A 23662-nucleotide genomic window follows, 5' to 3' on the forward strand; every position below is an offset into this window, starting at 1 on the left:
AGTGCCGAGCCGCCGCGGTTTTTGTGCGATCCGCCAGCGTTGAAGCGGCTCAGGGTTAACGTGGATGGGTGGGCGGCGTATCAGTGAAGCGAAGCGGCTTTCTGGTGCTTCACACACAAGCCGCTTCGTTTGACACTGCGGTCAGCTTCTACAGGAGTTCACCTTGCAACAACCCACCACCCTCCCCGCCGTCTGGGTCGATTCAAAGCGCTACATGTGGCTGCTCAGCCCGGCCGTCACCCTGGTCGCGGGCGCTGGCCTGCTGGCTTTCTGGAAGTACGAGCAGACCTGGCTGCTGTGGCTGGGCTTTGGCATTTTGTATGGCGTGATTCCCGCGCTGGACTGGCTCATTGGCGAAGACCGCAACAACCCTCCCACCGAAGCCTTGGCCGAACTGGAAGCCGACCGCTACTACAGCTGGGTCACCTACGCCTTCGTGCCCATGCAGATGGCCATCCTGTGCTTGGGTGGCTGGCTCGCCGTCACCCACGACCTACCCTGGTACCACCTGCTGGGCCTGAGTCTGAGCGTGGGCATCATCAACGGCATCGGCATCAACACGGCGCATGAGCTGGGCCACAAGAAATCCAAGTTCGACCGCTGGCTGGCCCGCATCGCGCTGGCGCCCACCCTGTATGGCCACTTCTTTGTCGAGCACAACCGCGGCCACCACAAGAACGTGGCCACGCCGGATGACCCGGCCAGCTCGCGCTTTGGTGAATCGTTCTACGCCTTCCTGCCCCGCACCGTGATTGGCAGCTTCCGTTCGGCCTGGCACCTGGAGGCCGAGCGCCTGGGGCGCCTGGGCAAAAGCGCCTGGAGCGTGCAGAACGAGAACCTGCAATCGTGGGCCATGTCGGTGGTGTTGTTCAGCGCCATGGTTGCCGTGCTGGGCTGGGCCGTGCTGCCCTTCCTGATCATCCAGGCCGTGTATGGGTTCTCGCTGCTGGAGGTGGTGAACTACCTGGAGCACTATGGCCTGCTGCGCCAGAAGGGCAAGGATGGCCGCTTCGTGCGTTGCGAGCCCGAGCACTCCTGGAACAGCAACCACATCGTGACGAATCTGTTCCTGTACCACCTGCAGCGCCACTCCGATCACCATGCCAATCCGACGCGGCACTACCAGTCCTTGCGCCACTTCGACAACAGCCCGCAATTGCCGTCCGGCTATGCCGGCATGATCGTGCTGGCCTACATTCCGCCACTGTGGTTTGCCTTGATGAACAAGCGCGTGCTGGCGCACTACAAGGGCGACATGAGTCTGATCAATCTGCAACCGTCCAAGCGCGCCGAGTTGCTGGCCCGCTACCAGGGGTCGGCCCAGCAGGCCCGCGCTTGAGGAGGAGCGCGCCCATCATGCGATACCGCTGCCCCAATTGCGACCATGTCTATGACGAAGCCCAAGGCGAGCCTCACGATGGCTTTCCCCCGGGCACAGCCTGGTCCCTGATCCCCGAAGACTGGTCCTGCCCTGGTTGTGCCGTGCGCGACAAAGTGGACTTCGAGGTGCTGGACACCTGATCTGCTTGTAAAGTTCGTGGTGATGCCACCCTGAGGTCTGCCAGACCGCGCCACCCATGAGCACCGCTGCTGCTGTCCCGGACGACGACCTGCTCGATTCGGGCTACCTGAGTGCGCTGCGCCAGCAAATGGTGAAGTTCGCCCAGATGCACCTGGGCGATGCGCATTTGGCCGAAGACGCCGTGCAAGAGGCCTTGGCCGGTGCCTTGGTGGGCGCTCAGCGCTTCGCGGGCCGCGCCGCCCTCAAGACCTGGGTGTTCGCCATCCTGAAGAACAAGGTGGCCGACGTGCTGCGCCACAAGCAGCGCATGGTCGACGCCAGCAGCCTGTGTAAGGAAAACGAGGAAGGCGCGACCAATGATTTATTTGACCAGCGCGGTCATTGGTTGTCGGACAGCCGACCCACCGCCTGGGACAACCCGCAGGCCTGCCTGGAGCAGCAGCAGTTCTGGTTGGTCTTTGAGGCGTGCCTGGATGGCGTGCCCGCCCAGTTGTCGCGCGTGTTCATGATGCGCGAGTTCATGGGCTTCGAGACCGACGAGATCTGCGACACCGTGGGCATCACCCAAGCCAATCTGTTCGTGATGCTGCACCGGGCGCGCCTGCGTTTGCAGGCTTGCCTGGGCCAGCGCTGGTTCGATGCCAAAGATGCGCCGAAGAAGAAGGGACGTCGATGAATTGCGATCGAGCCACCCGCCTGATGTCCGAGTCACAGGACCGCCCGTTGAGCCGTGGTGAGCGCACGGCGCTGGAGGTCCACGCCTGGATGTGCGTGGGCTGCCGCAACTTCCGCAAGCAGGTGGGATTTTTGCGCCAGGCCATGCAGGCCTTTGCCAAGCGTCAGGACGATGACGATGAGGAGCCGGGTGCGGGCCGGGTGTAAGAAGTCGGCGGCTTGAGCGACTCATGCATGAGCAACATCTTTCAGGAGCCTCGGCATGACCTCACTCATCGAACGCTGGATTGAACCCGCCGTGCAACTCGCCCAGCGCGCCGAGCCCTGGGCCCAGTCCCTGGCTTTGTTGGCCGCGCGCCTGTACTTGCTGGACGTGTTTTTCAGATCAGGCCTGACCAAGCTGCAGGATTGGGAGTCGACCTTGTTCCTGTTTGCCGAGGAATACCACGTGCCTGTCTTGCCCCCCGAACTGGCCGCCTGGCTGGGCACGGGCGGTGAGCTGGTCTTCCCGGTGTTGTTGGCCGTTGGCCTGCTCAGTCGTCCGGCGGCATTGGGCGTTTTCTTCCTCAATGCGGTGGCGGCCTACAGCTACCCGGACATCAGCCTGGCGGGCATGAAGGACCATGTGCTGTGGGGCGTTCTGAGCTTGGCTCTGGTGCTGTTCGGGCCGGGCCGACTGGCCCTGGACGCGTGGTTGATGCCCCGCTGGCTGCCTGCTCTGCGCAAGCATTGATCAGGGCAATTCAACGCCCTGCAATCGCGCCGCGATGGTGGCGCCCCGGCCCGCCACATAAGCGGAATGAGGGTTCTTTTCAAAGCGTTTGGGAGCCGGCAGCATCACCGCTAGGCGGCCCGCAGGCGTGGCGCTCAACTGGCTGGCATCGACGCGGAAATAGTGGCGTGCGGCCGCTTGCGCGCCAAAGATGCCCTCGCCCCATTCCACGTTGTTGAGGTAGACGCCCAGGATGCGTTCCTTGCTGAGCAGGCCTTCCAGCATGAAGGTGATCGCGAACTCCTGGCCCTTGCGCAGGAAGTTGCGCTCGCCACTCAGGAACAGGTTCTTGGCCAGTTGCTGGGTGATGGTCGAGCCACCGATGACCTTGGGCGTGGCACCGAGGGCGCGCGCGGGCGGCTCGGGCGGCTTGCGCCCGCGCGCCTGGGCCCGCGCCACGGCCCGTTCATAGCGGGCCTGGGCCTGTGCGCGGGCCTTGTCCACCCTGGCTTGCGCCTGGTTGTTGCGCTTCCAGGCGTTTTCCAGCGCATCCCATTCGACGCCGCTGTGGTCCGCAAAGTTGGCGTCTTCCGAGGCGATGACGGCGCGCTTGAGGTTGTCGGAGATCTCGTCATAGGGGCGCCATTCCTGGCTCCACAGCACCTGGTGATTGTCACGCGCCAGCCTGAACACCTCGCTGCGCTGGAAGGTAGTGGACTGCGGATCGACCACTGTCATCAGCGCGATGCGCGCCAGGAAATACAGCTGCAGCGACAGGCCGCCCAGCACGATCAGGACCACGATTCGCCAGACGTTGCGCATCACAGAGGTTTCTTGTTCTGGAGGGTTGAAGGCGCATCGATCTGCGCCCGCAATGCGGCCAGGACCGGCCCCGTGTCAGGCCGGACGCCGCGCCACAGGGCGAAGCTTTCGGCCGCCTGTTCGACGAGCATGCCCAGGCCATCGCGCGGCACGGCATGGTAGTGGTGCGCCCATTGCAAAAAGGGCTGCGCGGCCGGGCCATACATCATGTCCAGGGCCAGGGTGCCGGGGCGCAGTACGCCCGGGCCCACGGGCACGTCACCGCCTGACAGGCTGGCCGCCGTGCCGTTGATGAAGACGTCGTAGGCTTGGCCGGCGTTGTCCAAGGCGCGGGCGGTCAGGCGCACGCCATGCGCGGCCGCCCAGTCGGCGTGCCGGTCGACCAGGGCCTGGGCCTTGTCGAAGCTGCGGTTGGCCAGGACGATCTCGGCAGGGCCTGCTTCGATCAGCGGGCCCAGGGCCCCCGCGCTGGCGCCGCCAGCCCCCAGCAGCAGCACGCGCTGGCCGCTCAGGGCCACGCCCGCGTTGACGGTGATGTCGCGCACCAGGCCCACGCCATCGGTGTTGTCGGCCAGCCAGCCGCCTTCTGCCTGGGCATCAAAACGCAGGGTGTTGGCGGCCTGGGCCAGCTCGGCGCGCGGTGTGCGTTGCGCGGCCATCTCGAAGGCTTCGAACTTGAAGGGCACGGTGATGTTGCAGCCCCGCGCGCCGCTGTCGGCAAAGGCTTGCAGCGCGGCCTTGAAACCATCCAGGGGGCACAGCAGGCGCCCATAGTCCACGGCCTGCCCCGTTTGTTGGGCGAACTGCTGGTGGATGGCGGGCGAGCGGCTGTGCTCCACCGGGTTGCCAGCGACGGCGTAGCGGTCACTCATGGGGCGCTTCCTGAATTGGGCATCACCGCCTGGGTCGAGGCTTCCAGCGCGGCATCGCGCGTGAAACGGAACCGAGACGAGATCAGCAGCAGGTCGCGGCCCTGGCTCACTTCCAAAGGCACGGCGCCAAAAGGCCCGGCCTTCTTGACGATGGATTGCGCGCGCTTGTCGAGTTGTTTGTTACCCGAGCTTTGGGTCACGATCGCCTCGACCACCTGGCCCCTGCGGTCGATCCACGTCTCCATCACCAGCTCGCCATACAGCTTCTTGCCGTTGTTGCCGGTGGGGAAGTGCTCGGTGCCAGCCCGCTCGATGATGGTGCGGAAGTGGCTGTAGTACATCGCGTCGGTCGACTTCAGCGTGGCCGGGCTGAGGTAGCGCTTCTTGGGGCGCGAGTTTTCAGCGCGGATGCGTTTGTCGATCTCGGCCAGCAGCTCGGTGAGCTGGCGGCGGCGCTCTTCGTCGGCGCGGTTCTGGGTGCTTTCCAGCTTCTGGCGGGGTTGTGGCGGTGGCAGGCTTGAGAGCTCGTTCTGGATCTGGGTGAGCAGTTGCTGCTGCTCAACCTGCATCATCTCGACCATGCGCTGCGACTCGTCGAGCGCCTCGCCCACCTCGGTTTGAAAGGCGGGTGGCAGCGGCGAAGTGGCCCGGCCTTCGCCTTCGCCACCACCGACCAGGTTGTGCTGGGCCAGCGCCTGGGCCTTGTCAGGCCGCTGCTCGCTGCCGGCGTTGACCAGGATCACTTCCAGCGGCGTGTCCTTGAAGACGCGGTTGAAGCCTTCTGGGTCGACGAAACGCACGGTGAGCCCTACGGTATGCACGGCGATGGACACCCCCAGACAAATCTGGAGCAGTGTCAGCTTGACCAGCATTGGCTTCAGGCGTTGCAGCATGGATGCTCTTGGGGTTGGCTTCAAGCCTCTGGGCTGGCGGGGGCTGGCGCATCGGCGTCGGTCACGTCGATGGCCAGCGTCAGCGGTCCTGCATTGTCCAACGCTTCGTCGGCATCATCACCCTCGGCATCACCCTGATCGGCGGTGGCCGCAGTTTCATCAATGCGGGCGATGACGCTGGCATGCACGTCCAAGGTCAGCTCGTCCACACCGGTGACGCGAACACGCACCCGGGCATTGCGCGGCAGGCTGTCGGCGCCAATGGCCCTGAACACCAGGGGCAGGCTGTCGGCGCGCACCAGGCCGTTGATCATCACGGCGCAATCCAGCTCGGTGATGTTCTGCTGGCCCAGGTGGCGCAAGGTCCAGTAGCGCTCCAGGTTCGACTGGAAGCCGTTGTAGGTGCTGTAGGCCGCGTCAAAATTGGAGATGATCGAGAACAGGTCGGCATCCTTCGGCTTGAAGGGCGCCACCAGGGCGGCGGTGCGGCCATGCTTGGCCACGGCGATGATCTGCCACTGGTTGACCAGGTCCACATAACGTCGCAGCGGCGAAGTGGCCCAGGTGTATTGCGCCACGCCCATGCCGGCGTGCGGCAGGGCCTTGGTGCCCATGCGCACCTTGATGCCGGGCTGCAGGCTGGCCTGGCTGCGGTAGATGCCGGGCAGGCCGAAATCGTTGAGCCAGCCGCCCCAGGTGTTGTTGGCCAAAATCATGGCTTCGGCCACGATCAAATCGAGCGGCGAGCCGCGCTGGCGCGTGCCGATGACGACCTGCTCGGTGCCCGTGGGCTCAGTGCGATCTTCGGTGGTGTTCTCGCTGCCGTCGGGTTCGACCAGCTTGAAGGTGTAGTCGGGGCGGTTGAAGTTCTCGGGCTTGCCTCGCACCACTTCACGCTGGGCCTTGAGGTGCTTGGCCAGGCGGAAGGCGAAGGTCAGCTCGGGCGCGAAGGCATAGGTGGCCTCCAGCTCACCGTTGAGCGTGCCTTCGGTCACCACGCCATCGAGTTTGTCGTGGCGCAGGTTGGCGGCGATCGGCACGGTCTCCAGGCGCGTCTCGCTGCCTTTGACTTCGAGTGTGGCTTCGTCATAAGTGACGTACAGCGACACGGCGGGGCAGTTTCGGCCTTCTTGCAAGGTGTAGCGCTGCACCACCTCGTCGGGCAGCATGGTCAGCTTGTGGCCGGGCATGTAGACGGTGGACATGCGGCTGCGCGCGACCACGTCCACCGGCGTGCCGGGCGCGATGGCCAGGCCGGGCGCGGCGATGTGGATGCCGTAGATGACCGTGCCCGTGCCCAGGCCTTGCACCGACAGGGCATCGTCGATCTCGGTGGTGCTGGAATCGTCGATCGAAAATGCCTGCACGGGGGCCAGGGGCAGCTCGTCCTTGATGGGCGGTGCGTCCAGGGCCGGGAAGCCCGTGCCCTTGGGGAAGTTCTCGAACAAGAAGCGCCGCCAGTGGAACTGGTAGGGGCTGTCGATGGCACCGGCGTCTTTCAGCAAATCCAAAGGTGCGCGTTGCGAACGCTTGGAGGCCTCGACCACGGCCTTGTACTCGGCGCCGTTCTTGTCGGGCTTGAAGAGGATTTTGTAGAGCTGCTCGCGGATGGGCGCGGGGCAACTGCCCTTGACCAGGTCTTCGGTCCACGATTCGATTTGCGCGGCGATTTGCTTTTTGCGCTCGATGGCGACCAGGGCCTGCTTGAGGATGTCTTCTGGCGCCTTGCGGAAGCGGCCCTTGCCACGGCGGTGGAAATAGTGCGGCGCGTCGTACAGGCGGAACAGCATGGCTGCCTGCTGGATGGCGTCGGCCTTGTCGCTGAAGTATTCCTTGGCCAGGTCTTCAAACCCGAACTCGTCCTCCGGGGCGACTTCCCAGACCAGGTCCAGGTCGATCTCGCCCGCCTGGGCGGCGCCCTGGGCCAGCACCTCGGCCGGGTTCGGCTTGGCGAACTTGATCAGCACGTTGGCGGTTTTCGCCTTCACGCGCTTGCCCGAATCAAGCTCGATTTGCATCGAGCTGTCGGCTTCGGACATCACACGGCCAGCCTGGAATTTTCCGGCGTCGTCAAAAAGGGCAAACATCAAATGTGGTTTTCGGCAAAGGAATCAGCCGCCATTGTCCTACGCCCCGGTGTTGTTCGGAACAGCCCAGTTTTCGACCTTCAGGCCGGGCACGCGCTCGAACTCACGGGTGTTGTTGGTGACCATGGTGAAGCCCAGGGCCAATGCATGGGCGGCGATCTGGGTATCCAAGGGGCCAATCGGTGTGCCTGAGCGTTCAAGGTGGGCGCGCACGTTGCCGTAGACGTCTGCCGCTGCTTGGTCAAATGGCAGGATCTGCAGGCTGGACAGGAACTGGGACAAGGCCAGGCGGTTGCGGGCAGAGCCGCTCTTGGCCACGCCGAAATACAACTCTGCTGCCGTGATGCTGGAGACGGCCAGGGTGTCGGACGCGTGCTGGCGCAACCGCTCGATCACAGCCAGGGGCGTCTGTTTGATGGTGTAGATGCAAATGTTCGTGTCGAGCAGGAAGCGGGCTGTCACAAGTCCTCCCGCGCGTCGGGCTGGGCGGGCTGCTCGCGGTCAGGAAAGTGCTCAAACAAGGCCAGGGACGCGATCAACCGCTCGACGCGGTTGGAAGATGCCGGGCGCAAGATCAGGTCAGAGCCCACGCGCTCAATCTCGACCTCGTCGCAGGCCAGCTGGAATTCGAGCGGAATGCGAACCGCCTGCGAGTTGCCGCTTCGAAAAACACGTGTGGTGGTCATGGTGGAATCTTGGTATATATATTGCAAGTATATACATGCATGGGCATTACCGCAAGAGGCCTAGAAACCGCGAAACGGCGGGTATGTGCGGGGCGAAATCCGTCAGGGCGTGGTCCCCGCCATCCAGCAAGGTCATCGGCGTGCCGGGGTAGTGCGCCACCATTTCGCGCCAGTCCAGCACCTCGTCGCCCTTGGCGATGATGGGCAGGTAGCGCTCGGGGCGGGTGATGGGGTAGGGCGCTATGGCCTTGAATTCGTCGATGAATTCAGGGCGGAAGAAAAATTTGGCGTCGGGGTCGTGGAAGTTGCTCAGCTCGCCGATGTAGCGGGCCAGATCGCGCGCCGGGGCCACGGCTGGGTTGATGAGCACCGCTGGGCAGCCGGTTTTTTCCGCCAGCACCGTGGCGTAGAAACCGCCGAGGGAGGAGCCCATGACGGCCATGGTGTGGTGGGGCCAGTCGGCCACTTGCGCCCGGATGTCGGCCCAGGCCTGCTCAGGCGAGGGGGGCAATTGCGGGCAGGCCCAGGTGACGGACTGGCCTTGCGCGTTCAAGGCTTCAACGATGGCGGCCATCTGTTGCGCCTTGGCAGAACGCGGCGAGGATCGAAAGCCGTGCAGGTAGAGCAGGTGCGTGGTGGTCATGGGCCATCACTATGACACCTGCCAGCGCCGGGGCGCGCGTCAATGGTGTCGCTGTTTCGAAAGCTCTGCCGTGCTGTGCAGGCCGCGGGCAGCCAGGTGGGTGACGACGGTGATCATGACGAGGGACATCAGTGCGATGGTCAGCATGGGAGCCTCCTGTTTTGTGAGTGACCAGCATGCGCTCATCCATGACCCCGCGAATGAGGGATTTACCTTAATAAAAATGTCATATTGATTTGTTATTGCGTTTTGTGTGGGAAGTGCGCATCAAGCCATGAGCCATTCAGCTCATGCGCCGACGCGACAGCAGCATTGCGCTCAGGCCCGCCAGGATCAAAGCGGCCGTGGCAGGCTCTGGCACCGTGGTGGCCGTGTCCACGCCCGACAGGTTCAAGCGCCAGAAGGTGCCTTTCTGGTCGTTGGCGTTGACGTTGTAGCTGGGCTGCATCCATTGCGAGATCAAGGTCGGTGTGCTGCCGTCCAAGGCAAAGCCTTGGGACAACTGCGTGCCGTTGGCGTAGTTGGGCGCTGCACCCAGGGTGACCAGGTACTGGCCCGCCATCAGGGTGGCCAGTGACAAACCGGCGTCGTAGAAGCCTTGGGCCGGGCCGATGGTGTGGTCATCGTCGTTGTCGCCGACCAGGTTGTAGCCGCTGCCGTCCTTGATCCACAAGGTCAGGGTGGGGTCGAAGTTCAGGCCGTCGGTCCACGAGTCGGTCCACAGGCGGACCTGGCTGCTGGCCGCGTTGAGGGTGAAGGCCACCTGCACCACATCCGTGTTGTAGGCGAGGTCGCCATCAAAGCTGAAGTTGGCGGCCTGCGCCTGCAGGCTGCTCAAAGCCAGGGCAGCGGCGGCGATGGCCGCAGGGCGAATGAAGGGTGACAGGGCTTGCATCATCTGGTCCTTTGAAGGGGGGCTGGTGGCCGGGGTGATTCACTCAAGGCGCCAGGGCCGGGGCGTTGGGGCGTGGTGTGGTCTGGGCCGAGGGCGCCAGTCGGTTGCTGCCGTCCCGCACTTCAAACGCGGTGCCGAAGGTCTGCACATGGCTGATGCTGGCCACGGTGTCCACGAACCACCACTCGGCCACCACGCGTTGGGGGTTGGCATCGACCAGCATGTAGCCGCGCTGGTTCAGGTCGATGTATTTGAAGTGGGGGTTGACGCCGCGCAGGAAGGCGGCGGTGCTGCCTTGCGGGTCGGCGATGCCGGGCGAGGTGATCGAGGTGCCGACGAACTCGACCGCGTGCGAGCCCTCGCCAGTCAAGGGGTTGTAGCCCCCTGCGGCCACGATGGGGTTGTTGGGGTCCTGGCTCAGGTCGGCGGCCCAGGAGCTGTGGATGTCTCCTGTGAGCACGACCACGTTGTTGACGGCGGGTTGGCTGTTGCTGCCCTTGAGGATGTCGTAGACGCGGTTGCGGGCGGGCTGGTAGCCGTCCCATTGGTCCGAGTTCAGGAACAGGCCGCCACCCGCAGCATTGGCCGCCGCGACGCCTTTGAGCTGGGCGAACATCACGCCTTGGCCCAGGAAGCGCCAGCGCGTGGCCGAGCCGCGCAAGCGTTGGGCCAGCCAGGCTTCCTGAGTGGCGCCGAGCAGGCTGCGGGCTGGGTCGGTGAAGCTGCCGCTTTGGGTGAAGAGCGTGCCCAGGCCTGGCACCGGGATCGTGGCCTGAAGCTGCTGAGATCGGCCGCTCAGGCGCTCTTCCAGCATCACCAGGTCGACCAGGTCGCCGTACTGGAAGGCGCGGTGGTTGCGTGCCAGGTCGGTCGGGTCCACCGGTCGCACCGGCATCCACTCGTAGTAGGCCTGCAAGGCGGCGTTGCGACGGCCAATCCAGGTGCCCTCGGCGCCTTCGGTGTGGTTCTGCGCGCCATCCTTGTAGGCGTCGTTGGCGGTTTCGTGGTCGTCCCAGATGATGACCCAGGGGTGCTGGCGGTGGGCCTCTTGCAGGTCGGCATCGCGCTTGTATTGGGCGTGGCGTGCACGGTAGTCGCTCAGGGTGATGATCTCGGTGGCAGGCTCGGTGGGGCGCACGTTGCCGTACTGGCCACTGCCATACTCGTAGAGGTAGTCGCCCAGGTGCATGACCAGGTCCAGGTCGGCGCGTTCGGCGATGTGTCGATAGGCGTTGAAGTAGCCGTGGGCATGGTTGGAGCAGCTGGCCACGGCCATGCGCAGGCGGTGGGTGCTGCCCACGGGCAAGGTCTTGGTGCGGCCGACGGGCGAGCTGCTGCCTTCGGCGCTGAATCGATAGTAGTAGGTGGTGTTGGGCTTGAGCGGGCCAGCATCGACCTTGACGGTGAAGTCTCTGGCCGGGCTGGTTTTGGTGCTGCCGCGCAGCACGACCTGGGTCAAGGCAGGGTCGGTGGCCACGGTGTAGCTCACGGTGATCGCCGCGTTGCGGGGCGATGAAACACGGGTCCACAAGATCACGCGGTCGGCGAGTGGGTCACCGCTGGCCACGCCATGCTGAAACAGCGGTCCGGCGTTGGTGGCCGCCAGGGCTTGGCCGATGGGCAGCGCTGGCGCGGTGGCCAGGATCATGGCGGCCGATCCGGAACGCTTGAAAAAATCGCGGCGATTGGTGCCCTGGGGGCGTGGCGTTTGGCGTTGTGGGCGGCCCATCTCGTTTCCTTCCTTGCTGGCTGACAGTGCGCCAAAGCGGGCATCGCTTTGGCGCCAGGCAAGTATGGAAACCTTGTTTGACAGGGCGGCGACAGTGGCCAGCCGGAGGGATCATGGGCCGCTGGAGCGGGCCCTCACTGAGGCTGTTCGGTGGTTCGCCACGGCGCCCGCATGCCGTCTTCGTGTCGTCGCTCTCGGGCTTCTTCGATCAGGCCAGACGATTGCAGGATATCCGCCACGTCTTGCGGTCCCTGCTGGAACTTGCAGACGCGGGCCAGGGCCTCCAGCGGCGTGAAACCATTGACGAGGAGCAGCAAGCGGCGGTGCTCGTCGTTCATGGTGGGCGTCACCGATGGCATGGCCGCCGCTTGCCCTTTTGGGGTGCGGCGGTAGACAACATTGGTGCGTGAAGAAGAGACTTGCGGGTTCATGTTCATTACTCCAGTGCATTGGGTGAATGAAGAAGCATGGTGGTGCATTCCCAGCAGGTGTCCGGGAACACCTGCTGGGTTAAGCAAGACGCATGCTTGCAAGTCCGCCAAGCCGCGCGTGGGTCAACACGCGGCCCGGGTCATGCCTGGCGACGGCGGCGCAGCAAGGCGATGGTGCCCAGGCCCAGGGCCGCCAGCAGGATGCTTTCGGGTTCGGGCACGGCCTGCGTGTAGGCGAAGTTGTCCATCACCACGCCATCACCTTGCACGGTGATGTAGGCGATGTCGGCATGGGCCAGGCGGATGCCTTGCGTCACCGAGAAGTTGGTGGAATAGATCAACTGGCTGTCATCCAGGTCCACGCCATCGAGCGAGGTCGCGAACGAACCCAGGGTGAAGGTCTCCGAGCTGCCGTCGATGCCGTAGGCCGTGACCGTGGTCAGGCGGTCGTCACCGGCTTCTTCGTACATGCTCCAGTCGGCCAGGAAGGCGCGGGTCTTCAAGCCGTTGAAGTCGATGCGCAGGGTCATGTCGCCAATCTTGTCGAACGACAGGAAAGACTTGCCAGCACCCCAGCTGCCATTGATGCCCAGGTCGGTGGCAATGCGTTGGCCAACGGTGAAGTCGCCGTCTTGCGAGCTGAGCGTGACGGGAGGGACGTTGGCGCTGTAGGACGAGCCGATGCCGATGAACAGGCCGTCTTCCGCGTTGAAGTCAATGACTTGCGCGGGGGCGGGCAGTTGGCTGGTCTGGTTGATGAGCGCAGCTTGGGCCTGGAAGGCCACAGAGGCCAAACCCAGGGCGGCGATGGTGAAAATGTGACGCATGTGGATACTCCTTGATGGGTGCGGATCAATCAGCTGCCGACGATGCCGCCGTTGGTCTTGGTGATGACCACGACGCCCGAGCGGGGGCGGCCGCCGACGACGGTTTGACCCGCCGAATTGGTGGCGAACTGGCTGGCGGGCCAGTTCGAGAACTGGGTGGGGTTGGCGGGGTTGGTGGCCTCTTCGCCGGGATGCTGGATGCCCAGGAACATGGACTTGCCGTCGGGTGTCATCACCACGCCCGTCACCTCGCATTGCAAGGGGCCGGTGAGGAAGCGCTTGGTTTTGCCGGTCGCCGGGTCGGCGCACACCATGCTGTTGGCACCGATGTTGGTCCAATCCCCGCTCGCGTCGCCTTGTTGGTCGGTCTGCACCCACAGGCGGCCGTACTTGTCAAACCAGATGCCGTCCGGCGCGCCGTAGTCTGCCGAGCCGTTCGGTGCATCAACGATGTTGCCGGTGTACTGGGCGGCGGGCGTCTTCGAGGTAGCGGTGTCACCAGCCTGGACAAAGAGATCCCAGGTGAAGGTCAGCGAGGTGACGTTCTTGCCATCTTCGCGCCAGCGGATGATGTGGCCATACAGGTTGTTGGCACGCGGATTGGCGGCATCGACAGCGGGGCGGGCTGAAGCGGCGGTGGTTGAACCGTCAGGGTTGTTGGTGGTGGGCGTGGCTGATGAGCCTCGGCGGTTGTTGTTGGTCAGGGTGCAGTACACCTCGATGCCATCAAAGCCACAGCCCTTGGGGCGGGCTGCCGTCCATTCAGGGCGGTCCATCATGGTGGCGCCAAGTGCATCGGCGGCCATGCGGGTCTTGATCAGGATCTTGGCCAGCACTTCTGTGTCGTCAATGCCCGCAAAGTTGGGGTTGTCGCGCAAAGCCACGCCATCGACGCCGATGCTGCCGGGGACCAAAGGCAGCCAAGTGCCTGTGCCATCAGCATTGAACTTGGCCACGTACAGCACGCCGTTGTCCAGCAGGGTTCGGTTGGCGCCGCGGTTGGTCGGGTTGTAGCGGCCAGCGCTGACGAACTTGTAGATGTACTCGTTGCGCTCGTCATCGCCCATGTACACGCCAACTTCGTTGTTGGGGCCCAGCACGGTCCATGCGCCTTCGTGTTTCACGCGGCCCAAGGCCGTGCGCTTGACGGGCACACTGTAAGGATCGAAGGGGTCGAGCTCAACCACCCAGCCAAAGTGGTTCGGCTCCAACGGGTTCTGCGCCAGGTCAAAGCGTGGGTCCACCGTGTGCCAACGGTATCCAAAACCACTTGCATTCAGTCCGTAGCGGTTGTTCAGTTTGCCCAGCTCAGTGGTGCTGGCTGGCAGGCTGCCGTTGCTGCCGAAGTAGCCGTTCCAGTTCTCTTCGCCGCTGAGGTAGGTTCCCCAAGGGGTCACGCCATGGCCGCAGTTGTTGAGCGTGCCAAAGCAATCAAAGCCGCTGTTGCTGCCAATCTCGTGTGAGCCGGTGGCGGTGATGTCGTACTGCTTGGACTTCATCAAGGCATGACCGGCGGCCGGGCCACTCAAGCGCATGGGCGAGTTGCCCGTCAGGCGGCGACCATAGGCCGAGCTGCTGACAACGCCCCAGTTGCCTGAGGTGTTCTGCACCTCGACCACGGCGAGCCCGTGGGCGGCTTGTGACTTGCGGGCCTTGGCAATGCTGTAATTGGCCTGGCCGTCGGGGTGAAGCACGGCTTCGTGGGTGTACTCATGGTTGGTGACCAGCAAGCCGCGCTGGCTGGATTCCACGCCCCGGCTCACAAAGCCAAAGTAGTGCATGCCGTCAATGTGGGCACCAAACTGCTTGCTTTGCTGTGCGGCTGTTTCAGAGGCGGTGCCTGAGAAAGGCAGGCCGCCAGGCATGATGGGGTCTCCCCAAGCCACGAGCAGCTTGGTGGTGTGGCCCGCGGCAACGCGCACGGCGTCTGGCACGGGGGCCAGGGCTGCTGGCAAGTTGTCAAAGCCGATGGGCACTGCGGTGCCATCAACGCAAGCGGCTTGGACGGTGCCGACCAGGCCAGACAGGGTGACACCACCCACCATGGCCAGAACTGGGGCGCTGGCTGCACCCTTGATGAACGTGCGGCGCGATGAGCTGACCTTGTCGATCACGTCATGAATGGACTCATTGCCTGACAAGTTGAGCGTCAGGTCATTGGTCGGGTGAAAGGAACCTTTCATACTGCGTCTCCGGCTGGTTAAGAGAAGAATGAGGCGCAGCATAGAAAAACTTCGTGTCAGCACGAAGACAAGCGGCGCGCTGAAGGATTGGCGCCAAAGGGCTTGTCACAAAGCTGTCAGCAATGGGCCGATAGGATCATGGCTCTCCCCGTCGCGAGGTCTGGCGGGGCATGAAGGATCCCCCTGATGAACAAGTGCAAAACGCCCCGGGCTGGGGTGTTGGTTGAGCTCGTCCCCAACTTTCGCCAGTCGGGCTTCACCTTGCTCGAACTGCTGGTAGTGCTGGTCATCATTGGCCTGCTGGCGGGCTACGTGGGCCCGAAGTTCTTTGCGCAGATTGGCAAGTCCGAAGTCAAGACGGCGGCCGCGCAGCTGGACGCGCTGGGCAAGGCCCTGGACCAATACCGCCTGGACACCGGCCACTACCCCGCGACCGAGCAGGGCCTGGGCGCCTTGTGGGTCAAGCCCGGTGACGAGACCCGTTGGTGGGGGCCCTATTTGCGCAAGGCCCCGCCCAAAGACCCGTGGGGCCGCGAATACCAATACCGCGCACCAGGCGAGCATGGCGACTACGACGTGTTCTCGCTGGGCAAGGATGGCCGCGAAGGCGGCGAGGGCGAAGACCAGGACATCACCAATTGGTGATGCTGCAGGGTCCCACAATGAGCCTCCCATCTTTGAATGCCTTGTTCGCGCCGCGCACCCCTGCTTTGCGGGCCAAGGACTTTCCGCGCCGCCTGTTCTGCCAGGAACTTGCGGTGCTGCTGGACGCGGGCATTCCCCTGTTGGAATCGTTGATCACGCTGCGCGAGAAGGAAGCGGCCAAGCCCGTGGTCCAGGTGCTGAGCTCCTTGATCGACGCTTTGTCGGAAGGCAAGACCTTGTCGCAGGCCATGCGCTTGACGCCGGTGGCCTTCAGCTCTTTGTTGATCGCCTCCATTGAAGCCAGCCAACGCACGGGCCAGACGCCCGAGGCCCTGCGCCAGCATGCCGTGTACCTGGCCTGGTTGAGTGGCCTGCGCGACCAACTGGTGGGCGCGGCCATCTACCCGGCCATCCTGATCAGCGCCAGCTTCCTGGTGATCACCTTCCTGACCGTGTTCGTGGTGCCGCGCTTTGCCGACATCTACGAAGGCATGGGCGGCGAGTTGCCCTGGTTGTCGGGGGTGTTGCTCAGCACGGGCAAGGCGGTGGGCGAGCACCCCTGGCTGGTGCTGATGGGCTTGGGTGCCCTGGTGGCCGCGGCCATGGCCGCCTGGCGTGCGCCCACGGTGCGCGCGGCGGTGTCCGACTGGCTGTGGCAGGTACCTTATGTGGGCGAGCGCTTGCGCCTGGTTGAGCTGGCCGCGCTGTACCGCACCTTGGGCTTGCTGCTGCAAGCTGGTGTGGCCGTGGTGGCGGCCCTGGAAGCTTCGGCCGAACTGGTCAGCCCCTCACTGCGCCCGGCGCTGTCCTTGGCCACGCAGCGGGTGCGCGAGGGCGCCCGCCTGTCCGACTGCCTGCACCAGCATCAACTGACCACGCCGGTGTCATTGCGCATGATGCGCGTGGGCGAACACACCGGCGAGCTGGGCCCGATGCTGGACCGGGCCGCGACCTTCTATGACGAAGAGCTGGCCCGTTTCACCGATTGGGTGGGGCGTGTGGTCAGCCCGGTGCTGATGCTGATCATGGGCGTGTTGATTGGCGGCATCGTGGTGCTGATGTACCTGCCCATCTTCCAGGTGGCGGAGCAGATCCAATGAGCGCGGTCTTGCAATCGGTGCCTCACCAAGTGCCTGGGCCGGTGCCTGCGCAGGATCACCAGCCGGATTGGTCCCGCTGGTCCTTGGCGCAGGCGATGCGCTTGCGCGTGGTGGTGGCCCGCGATGCCAACCAGGTCTTGTGGGCGCTGAGCCCCACGCCCGACGATGTGATGCTGCGCGATGCGGTGGGCCGCCAAGTGGCCCAATCATTGCGCTGGCGGCAGGTGAGCGACGAGGTCTTGTCCGGTCTGCTGGCCCTGGGTGAAGAAGACTTTGAAGCCCGGGGCACGTTTGCCCACGTGGGCCACGATGAGGCGGGTGCGGAAGAGGCCGGTCACGCGTTGTCGGTGGACACCATCAGCCGCCAGAGCAGCCCCGTGGTGCGTCTGCTGGACGCCACCTTGTTTGACGCGCTCAAGGCCCAGGCCAGCGACCTGCACCTGGAATCCACCGCATCGGGCATGGTGATTCGCCACCGTCTGGACGGTGTGATGGTGAAGGTGGGCGACGTGGGCTCGCGCGAGGTGGCCGAGCAATTGGTGTCGCGCCTGAAGGTGATGGCCGAGCTGGACATCGGCGAGCGCCGCTTGCCGCAAGATGGCCGCTTCAAGCTGCGCGTGCAGCAAAGCACCGACAGTGGCGTGCGCGATGTCGATTTCCGCGTCTCGATCATGCCGTCCAGCTTTGGCGAAGACGCCGTGCTGCGCATCCTGGACCGATCGCGCTTGTCGACCGAGGCCGAAGCCCTGAGCCTGGAAGGCCTGGGCTTTGACGCCGACGACAGCGCCGTGGTGCGCCGCCTGGCGGGCAAGCCTTACGGCATGCTGCTGGTCACCGGCCCCACCGGCAGCGGCAAGACCACCACGCTGTACGCCGTGGTGCAAGAGATCAACGATGGCCGCGACAAGATCATCACCATCGAAGACCCGGTGGAGTACCAACTGGGCGGCGTGGTACAGATCCCCGTCAACGAGAAAAAGGGCCTGACCTTCGCGCGCGGCCTGCGCTCCATCCTGCGGCACGATCCAGACCGCGTCATGGTCGGCGAGATCCGTGATGCCGAAGCCGCCCAGATCGCCTCGCAAGCCGCGCTGACCGGCCACCTGGTGCTGTCCACCATCCACGCCAACAATGTGTTCGACGTGGTCGGCCGCTTCATGCACATGGGGCTTGATCTGTACAACGTGGTGTCGGCCCTGAATGGTGTGGTGGCACAGCGCCTGATGCGCAAGCTGTGCACCCACTGCGCCAAGCCATGGCAGCCACAGGCCAGCGATCTGAAGGCCGCCATGCTGCCGCTGGACACGCACGGCAAGTTCCACCAGGCCGTCGGTTGCCCGCAATGCCGTGGCACCGGCTACCGGGGGCGCAAGGCCATCTCCGAGATCCTGTTGATGGACGACACCCTGCGCGACCTGATCGTGAGCCGTGCTTCGCTGATCAGGATCAAGGCGCATGCGCGCTCCAGCGGCACCAGGCTGCTGCGCGAATCGGCGTTGGCCTGCGTGTTGCGGGGCGAGTCCACGCTGGACGAACTCAACCGCGTGACCCTGGCGGAATGATGCGCTTGACGACGAGCTGGCGTCCCCACCAAGTGTGCTTGCGGCCCTTGAGCCCGCAGGCGGGGCACGAGGTGGCGCTGAAGGCGTGGGCCCAATGGTGCGAGCAGAACGCGGGCAGCACCTGCGAGCTGGCCTTGTCGGGGCACTGGTTGATCACTTGCGCCGCACCGCCGGAGCAGGCCTTGGCGCAATGGGACCATTACCTGGGCTTGAACGCCATCGCCCTTGAGCAAGGCTGGGTGCTGCGCTCGGTGTCGATGCCGTCCTGGAGCCTCAGCTGCGCCGCGCCACGCGCCCTTGTGGATGGCCTGAAGAACACCGCGCGTGAGCACTCGGTGAAGCTGCAGTGGGTCGGGCCTTGGTGGGCGCGCGATGCACAGCGGTGGCTGACAGCATTGGCCAAAGTGCCAGACCCGTCCTCGGACGAACACACCTTCAACGCGATGGAGGCTGGTTTGTGCACTCACCTCACGGTGGGCCTGGATGGCCAGGGCAAGCGCTGCCTTCGCCAGGTTTGGGCGGAGGCCTCTGACGAGGCCGGTCTGCCGGAGGCCGTGGCGCCCACTCAAGCGCGCACTGAACAGACCAGGCTGGACATGGCCGCCGACACGTCGTTGGCTCCCTGGCCCAACCCGGGATCGAACACCTGGCAGTCCGGTTGGGCCGACGAGCTGGATTTTGCGGGGCCGCGTGTGCGGACGGCGTTGTGGTCCTGGGCCCTGTTGATCATGGGCGTGGCCGCTTGCATGGCTGTGGCCGAGCAAGCCCAGGAAGCCACTGTGGCTCAAGCCGAGGCCCAGGCCATGTTGCACCGGCTTGAACGTGCCAAGCACCAGCAGACCATGGCGCGCGCAGCACCTCGCGCGGCTTCGGCGGCAGGCCTGCCTACGCGCCAGAAACTGGATGAAGCGTCCACGCGCCAGGCGGCCCAGGTGGCGCAGTGGCTGGCCTATCCCTGGTCAGCGGTGATCGGACGCGTGGAGCAATCAGCCTTGCAAGAGCAGGCCGTGTTGACCGGCTTCAGCCTGGACATCAGCAGCCTGGGCGCCAAGCTTGATGCTCGCCCGCCCGTTCGCCTGCAGGCCGCGCTGCGCGACGATGCGTCGGCTTTGCGCTGGGTGGCGGCGCATGGTGACGGCGCCCAGATGTTGGGGCGCAGTGCCTTGAGCGCGCCCTTCGAGGCCATGACAGGCCACTATGCCCTGCGCGCCGAGGCCACCTGGCCTGCGGGGGTGCAGCCATGATGGCCAGCACGGTGGTGAAGCGCCTGGGCCTGCCAGGACTGCTCGGCACCTTGTTGCTGGCCGGTGCGGCTTGGTGTCAGTGGGACTGGTTGCCTCAGCAGCGGGATCAGGCCGAGGTGCAAGCCTCCAAAGCGCGTCAGCTTCGACACGAGTTGCTGCAGTCTGCGCAAGCGATCGGAGGGCCAGCCAGCACCTTGACACCCGCCGAGGCCTGGCAGGCCTTGTGGCAGAAAATGCCTGAAGCAGCGCAGCGCACACCCTTGCAATCTGCCGTGATGGCCTCGGCCCGCGACCGTGGCTTGATCTTGACGACGGTGCAGTTCAATGGCACCGCACAAGGCAGCACCGGCCTGTGGCGCCAGCGCCTGATCCTGCCGGTGGAGGGGCGCTACGCGGACGTGCGCGCCTGGCTGGGCCAGTTGCTGAGCGAACCCGCCTTGAGTCTGGACGCGCTGGACATCCAGCGAGCCGATGTCATGAGCGATGCCGTCAAGGCCAAGGTGAGTATCTCGCTGTGGTGGCGTCAGGCGCCCGTCCTGACCAAGGGAGTGCGCTGATGCGGCCGCCCATGTTGATCGCCTTGACCCTGGCTTTGGCATTGACTGCCTGGGTGGCCTTGCAAGGTGACGACAGCACCGTGGAGCCCGTGCGCCAGGGCGCCAACGCTGAGCGGCGAGGTGGCGGCAGCGCCCCTGCCAAGCGCCCCGCCAAAGTGGACGAAGACCAAGCCCAGCGGCTGGTGGCCAGCGTGGCGCAATGGCAGTCTCGCCAGCCCCTGCCACCTCTGACGCCGGACACCGCCATGCCGTGGGGATCGCAACGGCCCCCGCCGCCACCGCCCCCTGAAGTGGTGTCAGTCGCCCCGCCACCGCCCATGGTGCCGCCATTTCCTCACGCCTGGGTGGGACGCTTCAACGACCCGGCCCAACGCGCCATCGTCTCCGGCACCGATTCGACCTGGGTGGTGGCCGTGGGCGACGTCATCGACGGCCAGTGGCGCATCGACCAAATCCAGGAGCGGCAGATGAAGTTGACTTACCTGCCGCTGCAGCAACACCAGACCGTTGCCATGAAAGCACCATGAAGTATTTGCTACCAACACTCGCCTGCGTGGCGGCCTTGCTGCTGAGCGCCTGCGCCAACCCGGCCTTGCGCGATGCCCAGGCCTTGAGCCAGGCCGGGCAGCACGAGGCCGCCCTGGCGCAATTGCAGGCCGCCCTCAAGCAACAGCAGGACGACCGTGAGCTGCGCATCGCCGTGCTCAAGCAAACCGACACCACCGTGGCCTACCTGATCTACCAGGCCGATGTGGCCCGCGCGGCAGGCCGCCTGGACGGGGTAGAGGCCGTGCTCAAGCGCCTGGAGGCTGCCGCCCCGGAACATCCGCGAACTGTGTGGCTGCGCAGCGAGGTGGACCGGCTCAAGCGGCACCAGCGCCTGCTGAGCGAGGCCCAGCAATCCTTTGACGCAGGCGCCTACGAGCGCGCCGAAATCACCTTGCGAACCATCTTGAGCGAAGACCTGGGCAGCACCTCGGCCCGCAGCCTGCTGACGCGCGTGGAGGAACTGCGGGCCAATCAGACGCGCCAGGTCAGCACGGTGCAACTGGCCACGGCGGGCAAGCCGATCACGCTGGAGTTCCGCGAGGCCAGCCTGCGTACCGTCTTCGAATCCTTGGCCCGGGCCGCCAACGTCAACTTTGTGTTCGACAAGGATGTGCGCGGTGACGCCAAGGTCACGCTGTTCTTGCGCAACACCACCGTGGACGAGGCCATGCGGGTGATCCTGAGCACGCAGCAATTGGGTTCCAAGCTGCTCAATGACAACACCATGCTGGTGTTCCCCAACACCGCGCAAAAGCAGCGCGATCTGCTGGACACCGTCACGCGCAGTTTCTACTTGGTCAATGCTGATCCCAAGCAGGTGCAGACCTTGATCCGCACGGTGGCCAAGTCCCGCGATGTCTACGTGGACGACCGGCTCAACCTGCTGGTCGTGCGCGACACGCCCGAGGTGATCCGCCTGGTCGAACGCCTGGTGCAAAGCGTGGACCTGCCCGACCCCGAGGTCATGCTCGAGGTCGAGGTGATGGAGGTCTCCAGCAAAAAGCTCACGGAGATCGGCATCACCCCCGTGGACAAAGCCAGCTACGGCGCGCTGCCCACCACCATCAACACCCTGAGCTCGCTCAAAGGCCTGCAGTGGAGCACCACCAACCCACTGGCGATTGCCACCCTGCGGGGCACCAGCGGCAGCACCAACATGCTGGCCAACCCCAAGATCCGCGCCCGCAACCGCGAGAAGGCCAAGATCATGCTGGGCGAGAAGCTGCCGGTGTTCACGTCCAACCTCGTGGCGGGCACGGGCGGCGGTGCATCGACCACCATCACCTACCTGGACGTGGGCCTCAAGCTGGACATCGAACCCCAGGTGCAACTGGACAACGACGTCACCATCAAGATCGCGCTGGAGGTGAGCACCGTCACCGGCCGGGTGGATGGCCCGGCGGGCTCGGGCTCGTCAGCCTACCAGGTGGGCACGCGCCAGGCCACCACCACCTTGCGTTTGAAAGATGGCGAAACCCAGATCCTGGCCGGCCTGATCAACGACGATGAAAGCCGCAGCTCGGCGGGCATCCCCGGCTTGCATGACCTGCCCGTGGCGGGCCGCCTGTTTGGCACCACCAAGGACGAGCACAACAAGACCGAGATCGTGCTGCTGGTCACGCCGCACATCGTGCGCAACCTGCCGCAGCCGGACACCTCCGGGTCGGCCATGCCTTCGGGAACCGAAGCCCAGCCAGGCGCGGCGCGCTTGTTGATCAAGGAAGGCACGGCGGGCTCCAACGCTGGCCAAGGGGCGTCGCCCCGTGGCGTGGTGCAAAACCGTTTCCGACCCGGCGCCGCCGCCAAAGCCCAGCCCGAGATCACGGGCCCCGAAGAGGTCATGCCAGGCGCCAGCTTCCAGGTGACGGTGCGCAACCCCACCGACCTGCCTTTGCAAACCACCGTGCTGTTTGATTCGCAATGGCTGGCCGGGCCCGGGGGGGCGGAGGGTGGTGTTGCGATCGAAGTCCCGCCGCAGGGCAGCCAGGTGCTCACCTTGTCGGCAAAACCCGCCAGCGCCCCGGTTGAAGCGACGGTGAGCCTGGCCAGTGGTGGCGCATCGTTGTTGCTGCGCATTCGCCCCAGCGGTGCCGAAGCCCCGCCCGCGGCCGAAGAACCTGCGCCTCCCGCCCCGGACCGTTGACATGACCGCCCGGCACGCCCATCGAACGCGCGGCTTCACCCTGATCGAGATGATCGTGGTGGTGATGATGGTGGGCATCCTGGCCAGCGCGGCCATGCCGCTGGCCGCCTTGCACAAACGCCGCGCGCAAGAGGCCGATCTGCGCCAGGCACTGCGCACGGTGCGCACCGCCATTGACGACTACAAGCGCGCCTGGGACCAAGGCCGCATCGAGAAGAGAGTCGATGAAACGGGCTACCCACCCAGTCTGGAGGTGCTGGTCCAGGGTGTGCCGGATGCCACCTCACCCAAGGGTGATCGCATCTACTTTCTGCGCCGCCTGCCCCGCGATCCATTTGCGGATGACCCCAGCGTGCCAGCCGCCGCCACCTGGGGCTTGCGCAGCTACGCCAGCCCGCCCGATGCGCCCGCGCCGGGCAAGGATGTGTTCGATGTCCATGTCTTGCGAGACGGGGTGGCCATGGACGGCACGTCTTACCGTGATTGGTGAATGAGGTGCCCATGAAGCAAGCCCGCGGCTTCACCCTGATCGAGCTGATCGTGGTGCTGGCCATCATCGCGCTGCTGGCCAGCATCACGGCCCCACGCTACTTCAGGTCGGTCGAGAACGCCCGCGAGGCCAGCTTGCGCACTTCGCTCAACGTCATGCGCGATGCCATCGACAAATACCTGGGTGATCGCGGCACGTATCCCGCCTCCCTGGATGATCTGGTGCAACGCGGCTACATCCGCCAGATCCCGCAAGACCCGGTCACCGGGCGGCCTGACAGTTGGCAAATGCTGCCGCCGCCTGCCGACAGCATCAACCAGGGTGGCATGGCCGATGTGCGCAGCGGCGCCGCAGGCAAGGGCCAGGATGGCGTCCCCTTCAGTGAATGGTGAGTG

26 protein-coding genes are annotated in these 23662 nt (G+C 65.0%); 14 read left to right on the forward strand and 12 right to left on the reverse strand.

Annotation, left to right across the window (positions count from 1 at the left end; genetic code table 11):
• Positions 1-214: 214 nt before the first annotated feature.
• The 5 genes from Q7V20_RS01845 to Q7V20_RS01865 are packed head-to-tail and all read left to right on the forward strand — an operon-like array spanning position 215 to position 2930.
• Entirely contained in the window at positions 215-1339 is a 1125-nt protein-coding gene (locus Q7V20_RS01845; protein ID WP_304786747.1) for an alkane 1-monooxygenase, read from the forward strand.
• 17 nt (positions 1340-1356) lie between these two features.
• Positions 1357-1521 (forward strand): rubredoxin, encoded by a 165-nt coding sequence (locus Q7V20_RS01850; protein ID WP_370652385.1) that lies wholly within the window; start codon positions 1357-1359, stop codon positions 1519-1521.
• A 56-nt stretch (positions 1522-1577) separates the two neighbouring features.
• The gene (locus Q7V20_RS01855; protein WP_304786560.1) at positions 1578-2198 is read left to right on the forward strand and encodes a sigma-70 family RNA polymerase sigma factor; all 621 of its coding nucleotides are present in this window, start codon (positions 1578-1580) and stop codon (positions 2196-2198) included.
• Positions 2195-2404 carry a zf-HC2 domain-containing protein gene (locus tag Q7V20_RS01860; RefSeq protein WP_304786562.1) on the forward strand — a complete coding sequence of 70 codons (210 nt, stop codon included), beginning with the start codon at positions 2195-2197 and terminating at the stop codon, positions 2402-2404. The genes Q7V20_RS01855 and Q7V20_RS01860 overlap by 4 nt, the downstream gene beginning before the upstream one ends.
• A gap of 55 nt (positions 2405-2459) precedes the next feature.
• On the forward strand, positions 2460-2930 hold the full coding sequence (locus Q7V20_RS01865; RefSeq protein WP_304786564.1) for a DoxX family protein: 471 nt from the start codon (positions 2460-2462) through the stop codon (positions 2928-2930).
• On the opposite strand, the gene Q7V20_RS01870 is transcribed toward Q7V20_RS01865, so the two are convergent.
• From Q7V20_RS01870 to Q7V20_RS01925, 12 genes are all read right to left on the reverse strand, one after another.
• Positions 2931-3731 (reverse strand): transglycosylase domain-containing protein, encoded by an 801-nt coding sequence (locus tag Q7V20_RS01870; RefSeq protein ID WP_304786566.1) that lies wholly within the window; start codon positions 3729-3731, stop codon positions 2931-2933.
• Positions 3731-4603, reverse strand: a complete 873-nt coding sequence (gene aroE / locus Q7V20_RS01875; RefSeq protein ID WP_304786568.1) for a shikimate dehydrogenase — start codon at positions 4601-4603, stop codon at positions 3731-3733. Before aroE ends, Q7V20_RS01870 begins: the two co-directional genes overlap by 1 nt.
• Positions 4600-5496, reverse strand: coding sequence for an energy transducer TonB (locus Q7V20_RS01880; protein WP_304786571.1), 897 nt, complete (start codon positions 5494-5496; stop codon positions 4600-4602). The genes aroE and Q7V20_RS01880 overlap by 4 nt, the downstream gene beginning before the upstream one ends.
• 20 nt (positions 5497-5516) lie before the next feature.
• Entirely contained in the window at positions 5517-7583 is a 2067-nt protein-coding gene (locus tag Q7V20_RS01885) for a ribonuclease catalytic domain-containing protein (RefSeq protein ID WP_304786573.1), read from the reverse strand.
• Positions 7584-7622: 39 nt separating this feature from the next.
• Positions 7623-8045 (reverse strand): type II toxin-antitoxin system VapC family toxin, encoded by a 423-nt coding sequence (locus Q7V20_RS01890; RefSeq protein WP_304786574.1) that lies wholly within the window; start codon positions 8043-8045, stop codon positions 7623-7625.
• Positions 8042-8269: an antitoxin gene (locus tag Q7V20_RS01895; protein ID WP_304786576.1), complete on the reverse strand. Its 228-nt coding sequence runs from the start codon at positions 8267-8269 to the stop codon at positions 8042-8044. Before Q7V20_RS01895 ends, Q7V20_RS01890 begins: the two co-directional genes overlap by 4 nt.
• Positions 8270-8315: 46 nt before the next feature.
• On the reverse strand, positions 8316-8912 hold the full coding sequence (locus Q7V20_RS01900; RefSeq protein WP_304786578.1) for a YqiA/YcfP family alpha/beta fold hydrolase: 597 nt from the start codon (positions 8910-8912) through the stop codon (positions 8316-8318).
• 283 nt (positions 8913-9195) lie between these two features.
• On the reverse strand, positions 9196-9810 hold the full coding sequence (locus Q7V20_RS01905; RefSeq protein ID WP_304786580.1) for a DVUA0089 family protein: 615 nt from the start codon (positions 9808-9810) through the stop codon (positions 9196-9198).
• A 40-nt stretch (positions 9811-9850) separates the two neighbouring features.
• Positions 9851-11536 carry an alkaline phosphatase gene (locus tag Q7V20_RS01910; protein ID WP_304786582.1) on the reverse strand — a complete coding sequence of 562 codons (1686 nt, stop codon included), beginning with the start codon at positions 11534-11536 and terminating at the stop codon, positions 9851-9853.
• Between the two features lie 134 nt (positions 11537-11670).
• Positions 11671-11967: a hypothetical protein gene (locus tag Q7V20_RS01915; RefSeq protein WP_304786584.1), complete on the reverse strand. Its 297-nt coding sequence runs from the start codon at positions 11965-11967 to the stop codon at positions 11671-11673.
• A gap of 140 nt (positions 11968-12107) precedes the next feature.
• On the reverse strand, positions 12108-12794 hold the full coding sequence (locus Q7V20_RS01920) for a PEP-CTERM sorting domain-containing protein (RefSeq protein WP_304786586.1): 687 nt from the start codon (positions 12792-12794) through the stop codon (positions 12108-12110).
• 29 nt (positions 12795-12823) lie between these two features.
• Positions 12824-14977 (reverse strand): PhoX family phosphatase, encoded by a 2154-nt coding sequence (locus Q7V20_RS01925; protein ID WP_304786588.1) that lies wholly within the window; start codon positions 14975-14977, stop codon positions 12824-12826.
• Between the two features lie 186 nt (positions 14978-15163).
• Between Q7V20_RS01925 and gspG the strand changes: the two genes are divergently transcribed.
• From gspG to Q7V20_RS01970, 9 genes are read left to right on the forward strand one after another with little or no spacing between them, the layout of a single operon-like run.
• Positions 15164-15622 (forward strand): type II secretion system major pseudopilin GspG, encoded by a 459-nt coding sequence (gspG, locus tag Q7V20_RS01930; protein WP_304786590.1) that lies wholly within the window; start codon positions 15164-15166, stop codon positions 15620-15622.
• A 17-nt stretch (positions 15623-15639) separates the two neighbouring features.
• Complete coding sequence (locus tag Q7V20_RS01935) at positions 15640-16722, forward strand: type II secretion system F family protein (RefSeq protein WP_304786592.1); 1083 nt, start codon at positions 15640-15642, stop codon at positions 16720-16722.
• Positions 16719-18284, forward strand: coding sequence for a GspE/PulE family protein (locus Q7V20_RS01940; RefSeq protein ID WP_304786594.1), 1566 nt, complete (start codon positions 16719-16721; stop codon positions 18282-18284). The genes Q7V20_RS01935 and Q7V20_RS01940 overlap by 4 nt, the downstream gene beginning before the upstream one ends.
• A 5-nt stretch (positions 18285-18289) precedes the next feature.
• Positions 18290-19528, forward strand: coding sequence for a hypothetical protein (locus tag Q7V20_RS01945; RefSeq protein ID WP_304786596.1), 1239 nt, complete (start codon positions 18290-18292; stop codon positions 19526-19528).
• Complete coding sequence (locus Q7V20_RS01950; RefSeq protein WP_304786599.1) at positions 19525-20085, forward strand: hypothetical protein; 561 nt, start codon at positions 19525-19527, stop codon at positions 20083-20085. Before Q7V20_RS01945 ends, Q7V20_RS01950 begins: the two co-directional genes overlap by 4 nt.
• A complete protein-coding gene (locus Q7V20_RS01955) occupies positions 20085-20612 on the forward strand; it encodes a hypothetical protein (RefSeq protein ID WP_304786600.1) in 528 nt (175 codons plus the stop codon). The genes Q7V20_RS01950 and Q7V20_RS01955 overlap by 1 nt, the downstream gene beginning before the upstream one ends.
• A complete protein-coding gene (locus tag Q7V20_RS01960; protein ID WP_304786602.1) occupies positions 20609-22777 on the forward strand; it encodes a secretin N-terminal domain-containing protein in 2169 nt (722 codons plus the stop codon). The genes Q7V20_RS01955 and Q7V20_RS01960 overlap by 4 nt, the downstream gene beginning before the upstream one ends.
• A 1-nt stretch (position 22778) precedes the next feature.
• Positions 22779-23267 (forward strand): type II secretion system protein, encoded by a 489-nt coding sequence (locus Q7V20_RS01965; protein WP_304786604.1) that lies wholly within the window; start codon positions 22779-22781, stop codon positions 23265-23267.
• Positions 23268-23278: 11 nt separating this feature from the next.
• Positions 23279-23659, forward strand: coding sequence for a type II secretion system protein (locus Q7V20_RS01970; protein WP_304786606.1), 381 nt, complete (start codon positions 23279-23281; stop codon positions 23657-23659).
• Positions 23660-23662: the final 3 nt, after the last annotated feature.

The sequence above is a fragment of the Aquabacterium sp. genome (assembly GCF_030652515.1).
GTDB lineage: Bacteria > Pseudomonadota > Gammaproteobacteria > Burkholderiales > Burkholderiaceae_C > Aquabacterium.

Excerpts from the sequence above, each read along its gene's own strand:
- Q7V20_RS01950 (WP_304786599.1), top strand. The coding sequence starts at position 19,525 with ATGATGGCCAGCACGGTGGTGAAGCGCCTGGGCCTGCCAGGACTGCTC.
- Q7V20_RS01895 (WP_304786576.1), bottom strand. The coding sequence starts at position 8,269 with ATGACCACCACACGTGTTTTTCGAAGCGGCAACTCGCAGGCGGTTCGC.
- gspG (WP_304786590.1), top strand. The coding sequence starts at position 15,164 with ATGAACAAGTGCAAAACGCCCCGGGCTGGGGTGTTGGTTGAGCTCGTC.
- Q7V20_RS01915 (WP_304786584.1), bottom strand. The coding sequence starts at position 11,967 with ATGAACCCGCAAGTCTCTTCTTCACGCACCAATGTTGTCTACCGCCGC.
- Q7V20_RS01935 (WP_304786592.1), top strand. The coding sequence starts at position 15,640 with ATGAGCCTCCCATCTTTGAATGCCTTGTTCGCGCCGCGCACCCCTGCT.
- Q7V20_RS01900 (WP_304786578.1), bottom strand. The coding sequence starts at position 8,912 with ATGACCACCACGCACCTGCTCTACCTGCACGGCTTTCGATCCTCGCCG.
- Q7V20_RS01925 (WP_304786588.1), bottom strand. The coding sequence starts at position 14,977 with ATGAAAGGTTCCTTTCACCCGACCAATGACCTGACGCTCAACTTGTCA.
- Q7V20_RS01970 (WP_304786606.1), top strand. The coding sequence starts at position 23,279 with ATGAAGCAAGCCCGCGGCTTCACCCTGATCGAGCTGATCGTGGTGCTG.
- Q7V20_RS01940 (WP_304786594.1), top strand. The coding sequence starts at position 16,719 with ATGAGCGCGGTCTTGCAATCGGTGCCTCACCAAGTGCCTGGGCCGGTG.
- Q7V20_RS01870 (WP_304786566.1), bottom strand. The coding sequence starts at position 3,731 with ATGCGCAACGTCTGGCGAATCGTGGTCCTGATCGTGCTGGGCGGCCTG.
- aroE (WP_304786568.1), bottom strand. The coding sequence starts at position 4,603 with ATGAGTGACCGCTACGCCGTCGCTGGCAACCCGGTGGAGCACAGCCGC.
- Q7V20_RS01885 (WP_304786573.1), bottom strand. The coding sequence starts at position 7,583 with ATGTTTGCCCTTTTTGACGACGCCGGAAAATTCCAGGCTGGCCGTGTG.
- Q7V20_RS01850 (WP_370652385.1), top strand. The coding sequence starts at position 1,357 with ATGCGATACCGCTGCCCCAATTGCGACCATGTCTATGACGAAGCCCAA.
- Q7V20_RS01960 (WP_304786602.1), top strand. The coding sequence starts at position 20,609 with ATGAAGTATTTGCTACCAACACTCGCCTGCGTGGCGGCCTTGCTGCTG.
- Q7V20_RS01845 (WP_304786747.1), top strand. The coding sequence starts at position 215 with ATGTGGCTGCTCAGCCCGGCCGTCACCCTGGTCGCGGGCGCTGGCCTG.
- Q7V20_RS01965 (WP_304786604.1), top strand. The coding sequence starts at position 22,779 with ATGACCGCCCGGCACGCCCATCGAACGCGCGGCTTCACCCTGATCGAG.
- Q7V20_RS01880 (WP_304786571.1), bottom strand. The coding sequence starts at position 5,496 with ATGCTGCAACGCCTGAAGCCAATGCTGGTCAAGCTGACACTGCTCCAG.
- Q7V20_RS01905 (WP_304786580.1), bottom strand. The coding sequence starts at position 9,810 with ATGATGCAAGCCCTGTCACCCTTCATTCGCCCTGCGGCCATCGCCGCC.
- Q7V20_RS01920 (WP_304786586.1), bottom strand. The coding sequence starts at position 12,794 with ATGCGTCACATTTTCACCATCGCCGCCCTGGGTTTGGCCTCTGTGGCC.
- Q7V20_RS01865 (WP_304786564.1), top strand. The coding sequence starts at position 2,460 with ATGACCTCACTCATCGAACGCTGGATTGAACCCGCCGTGCAACTCGCC.
- Q7V20_RS01860 (WP_304786562.1), top strand. The coding sequence starts at position 2,195 with ATGAATTGCGATCGAGCCACCCGCCTGATGTCCGAGTCACAGGACCGC.
- Q7V20_RS01955 (WP_304786600.1), top strand. The coding sequence starts at position 20,085 with ATGCGGCCGCCCATGTTGATCGCCTTGACCCTGGCTTTGGCATTGACT.
- Q7V20_RS01855 (WP_304786560.1), top strand. The coding sequence starts at position 1,578 with ATGAGCACCGCTGCTGCTGTCCCGGACGACGACCTGCTCGATTCGGGC.
- Q7V20_RS01910 (WP_304786582.1), bottom strand. The coding sequence starts at position 11,536 with ATGGGCCGCCCACAACGCCAAACGCCACGCCCCCAGGGCACCAATCGC.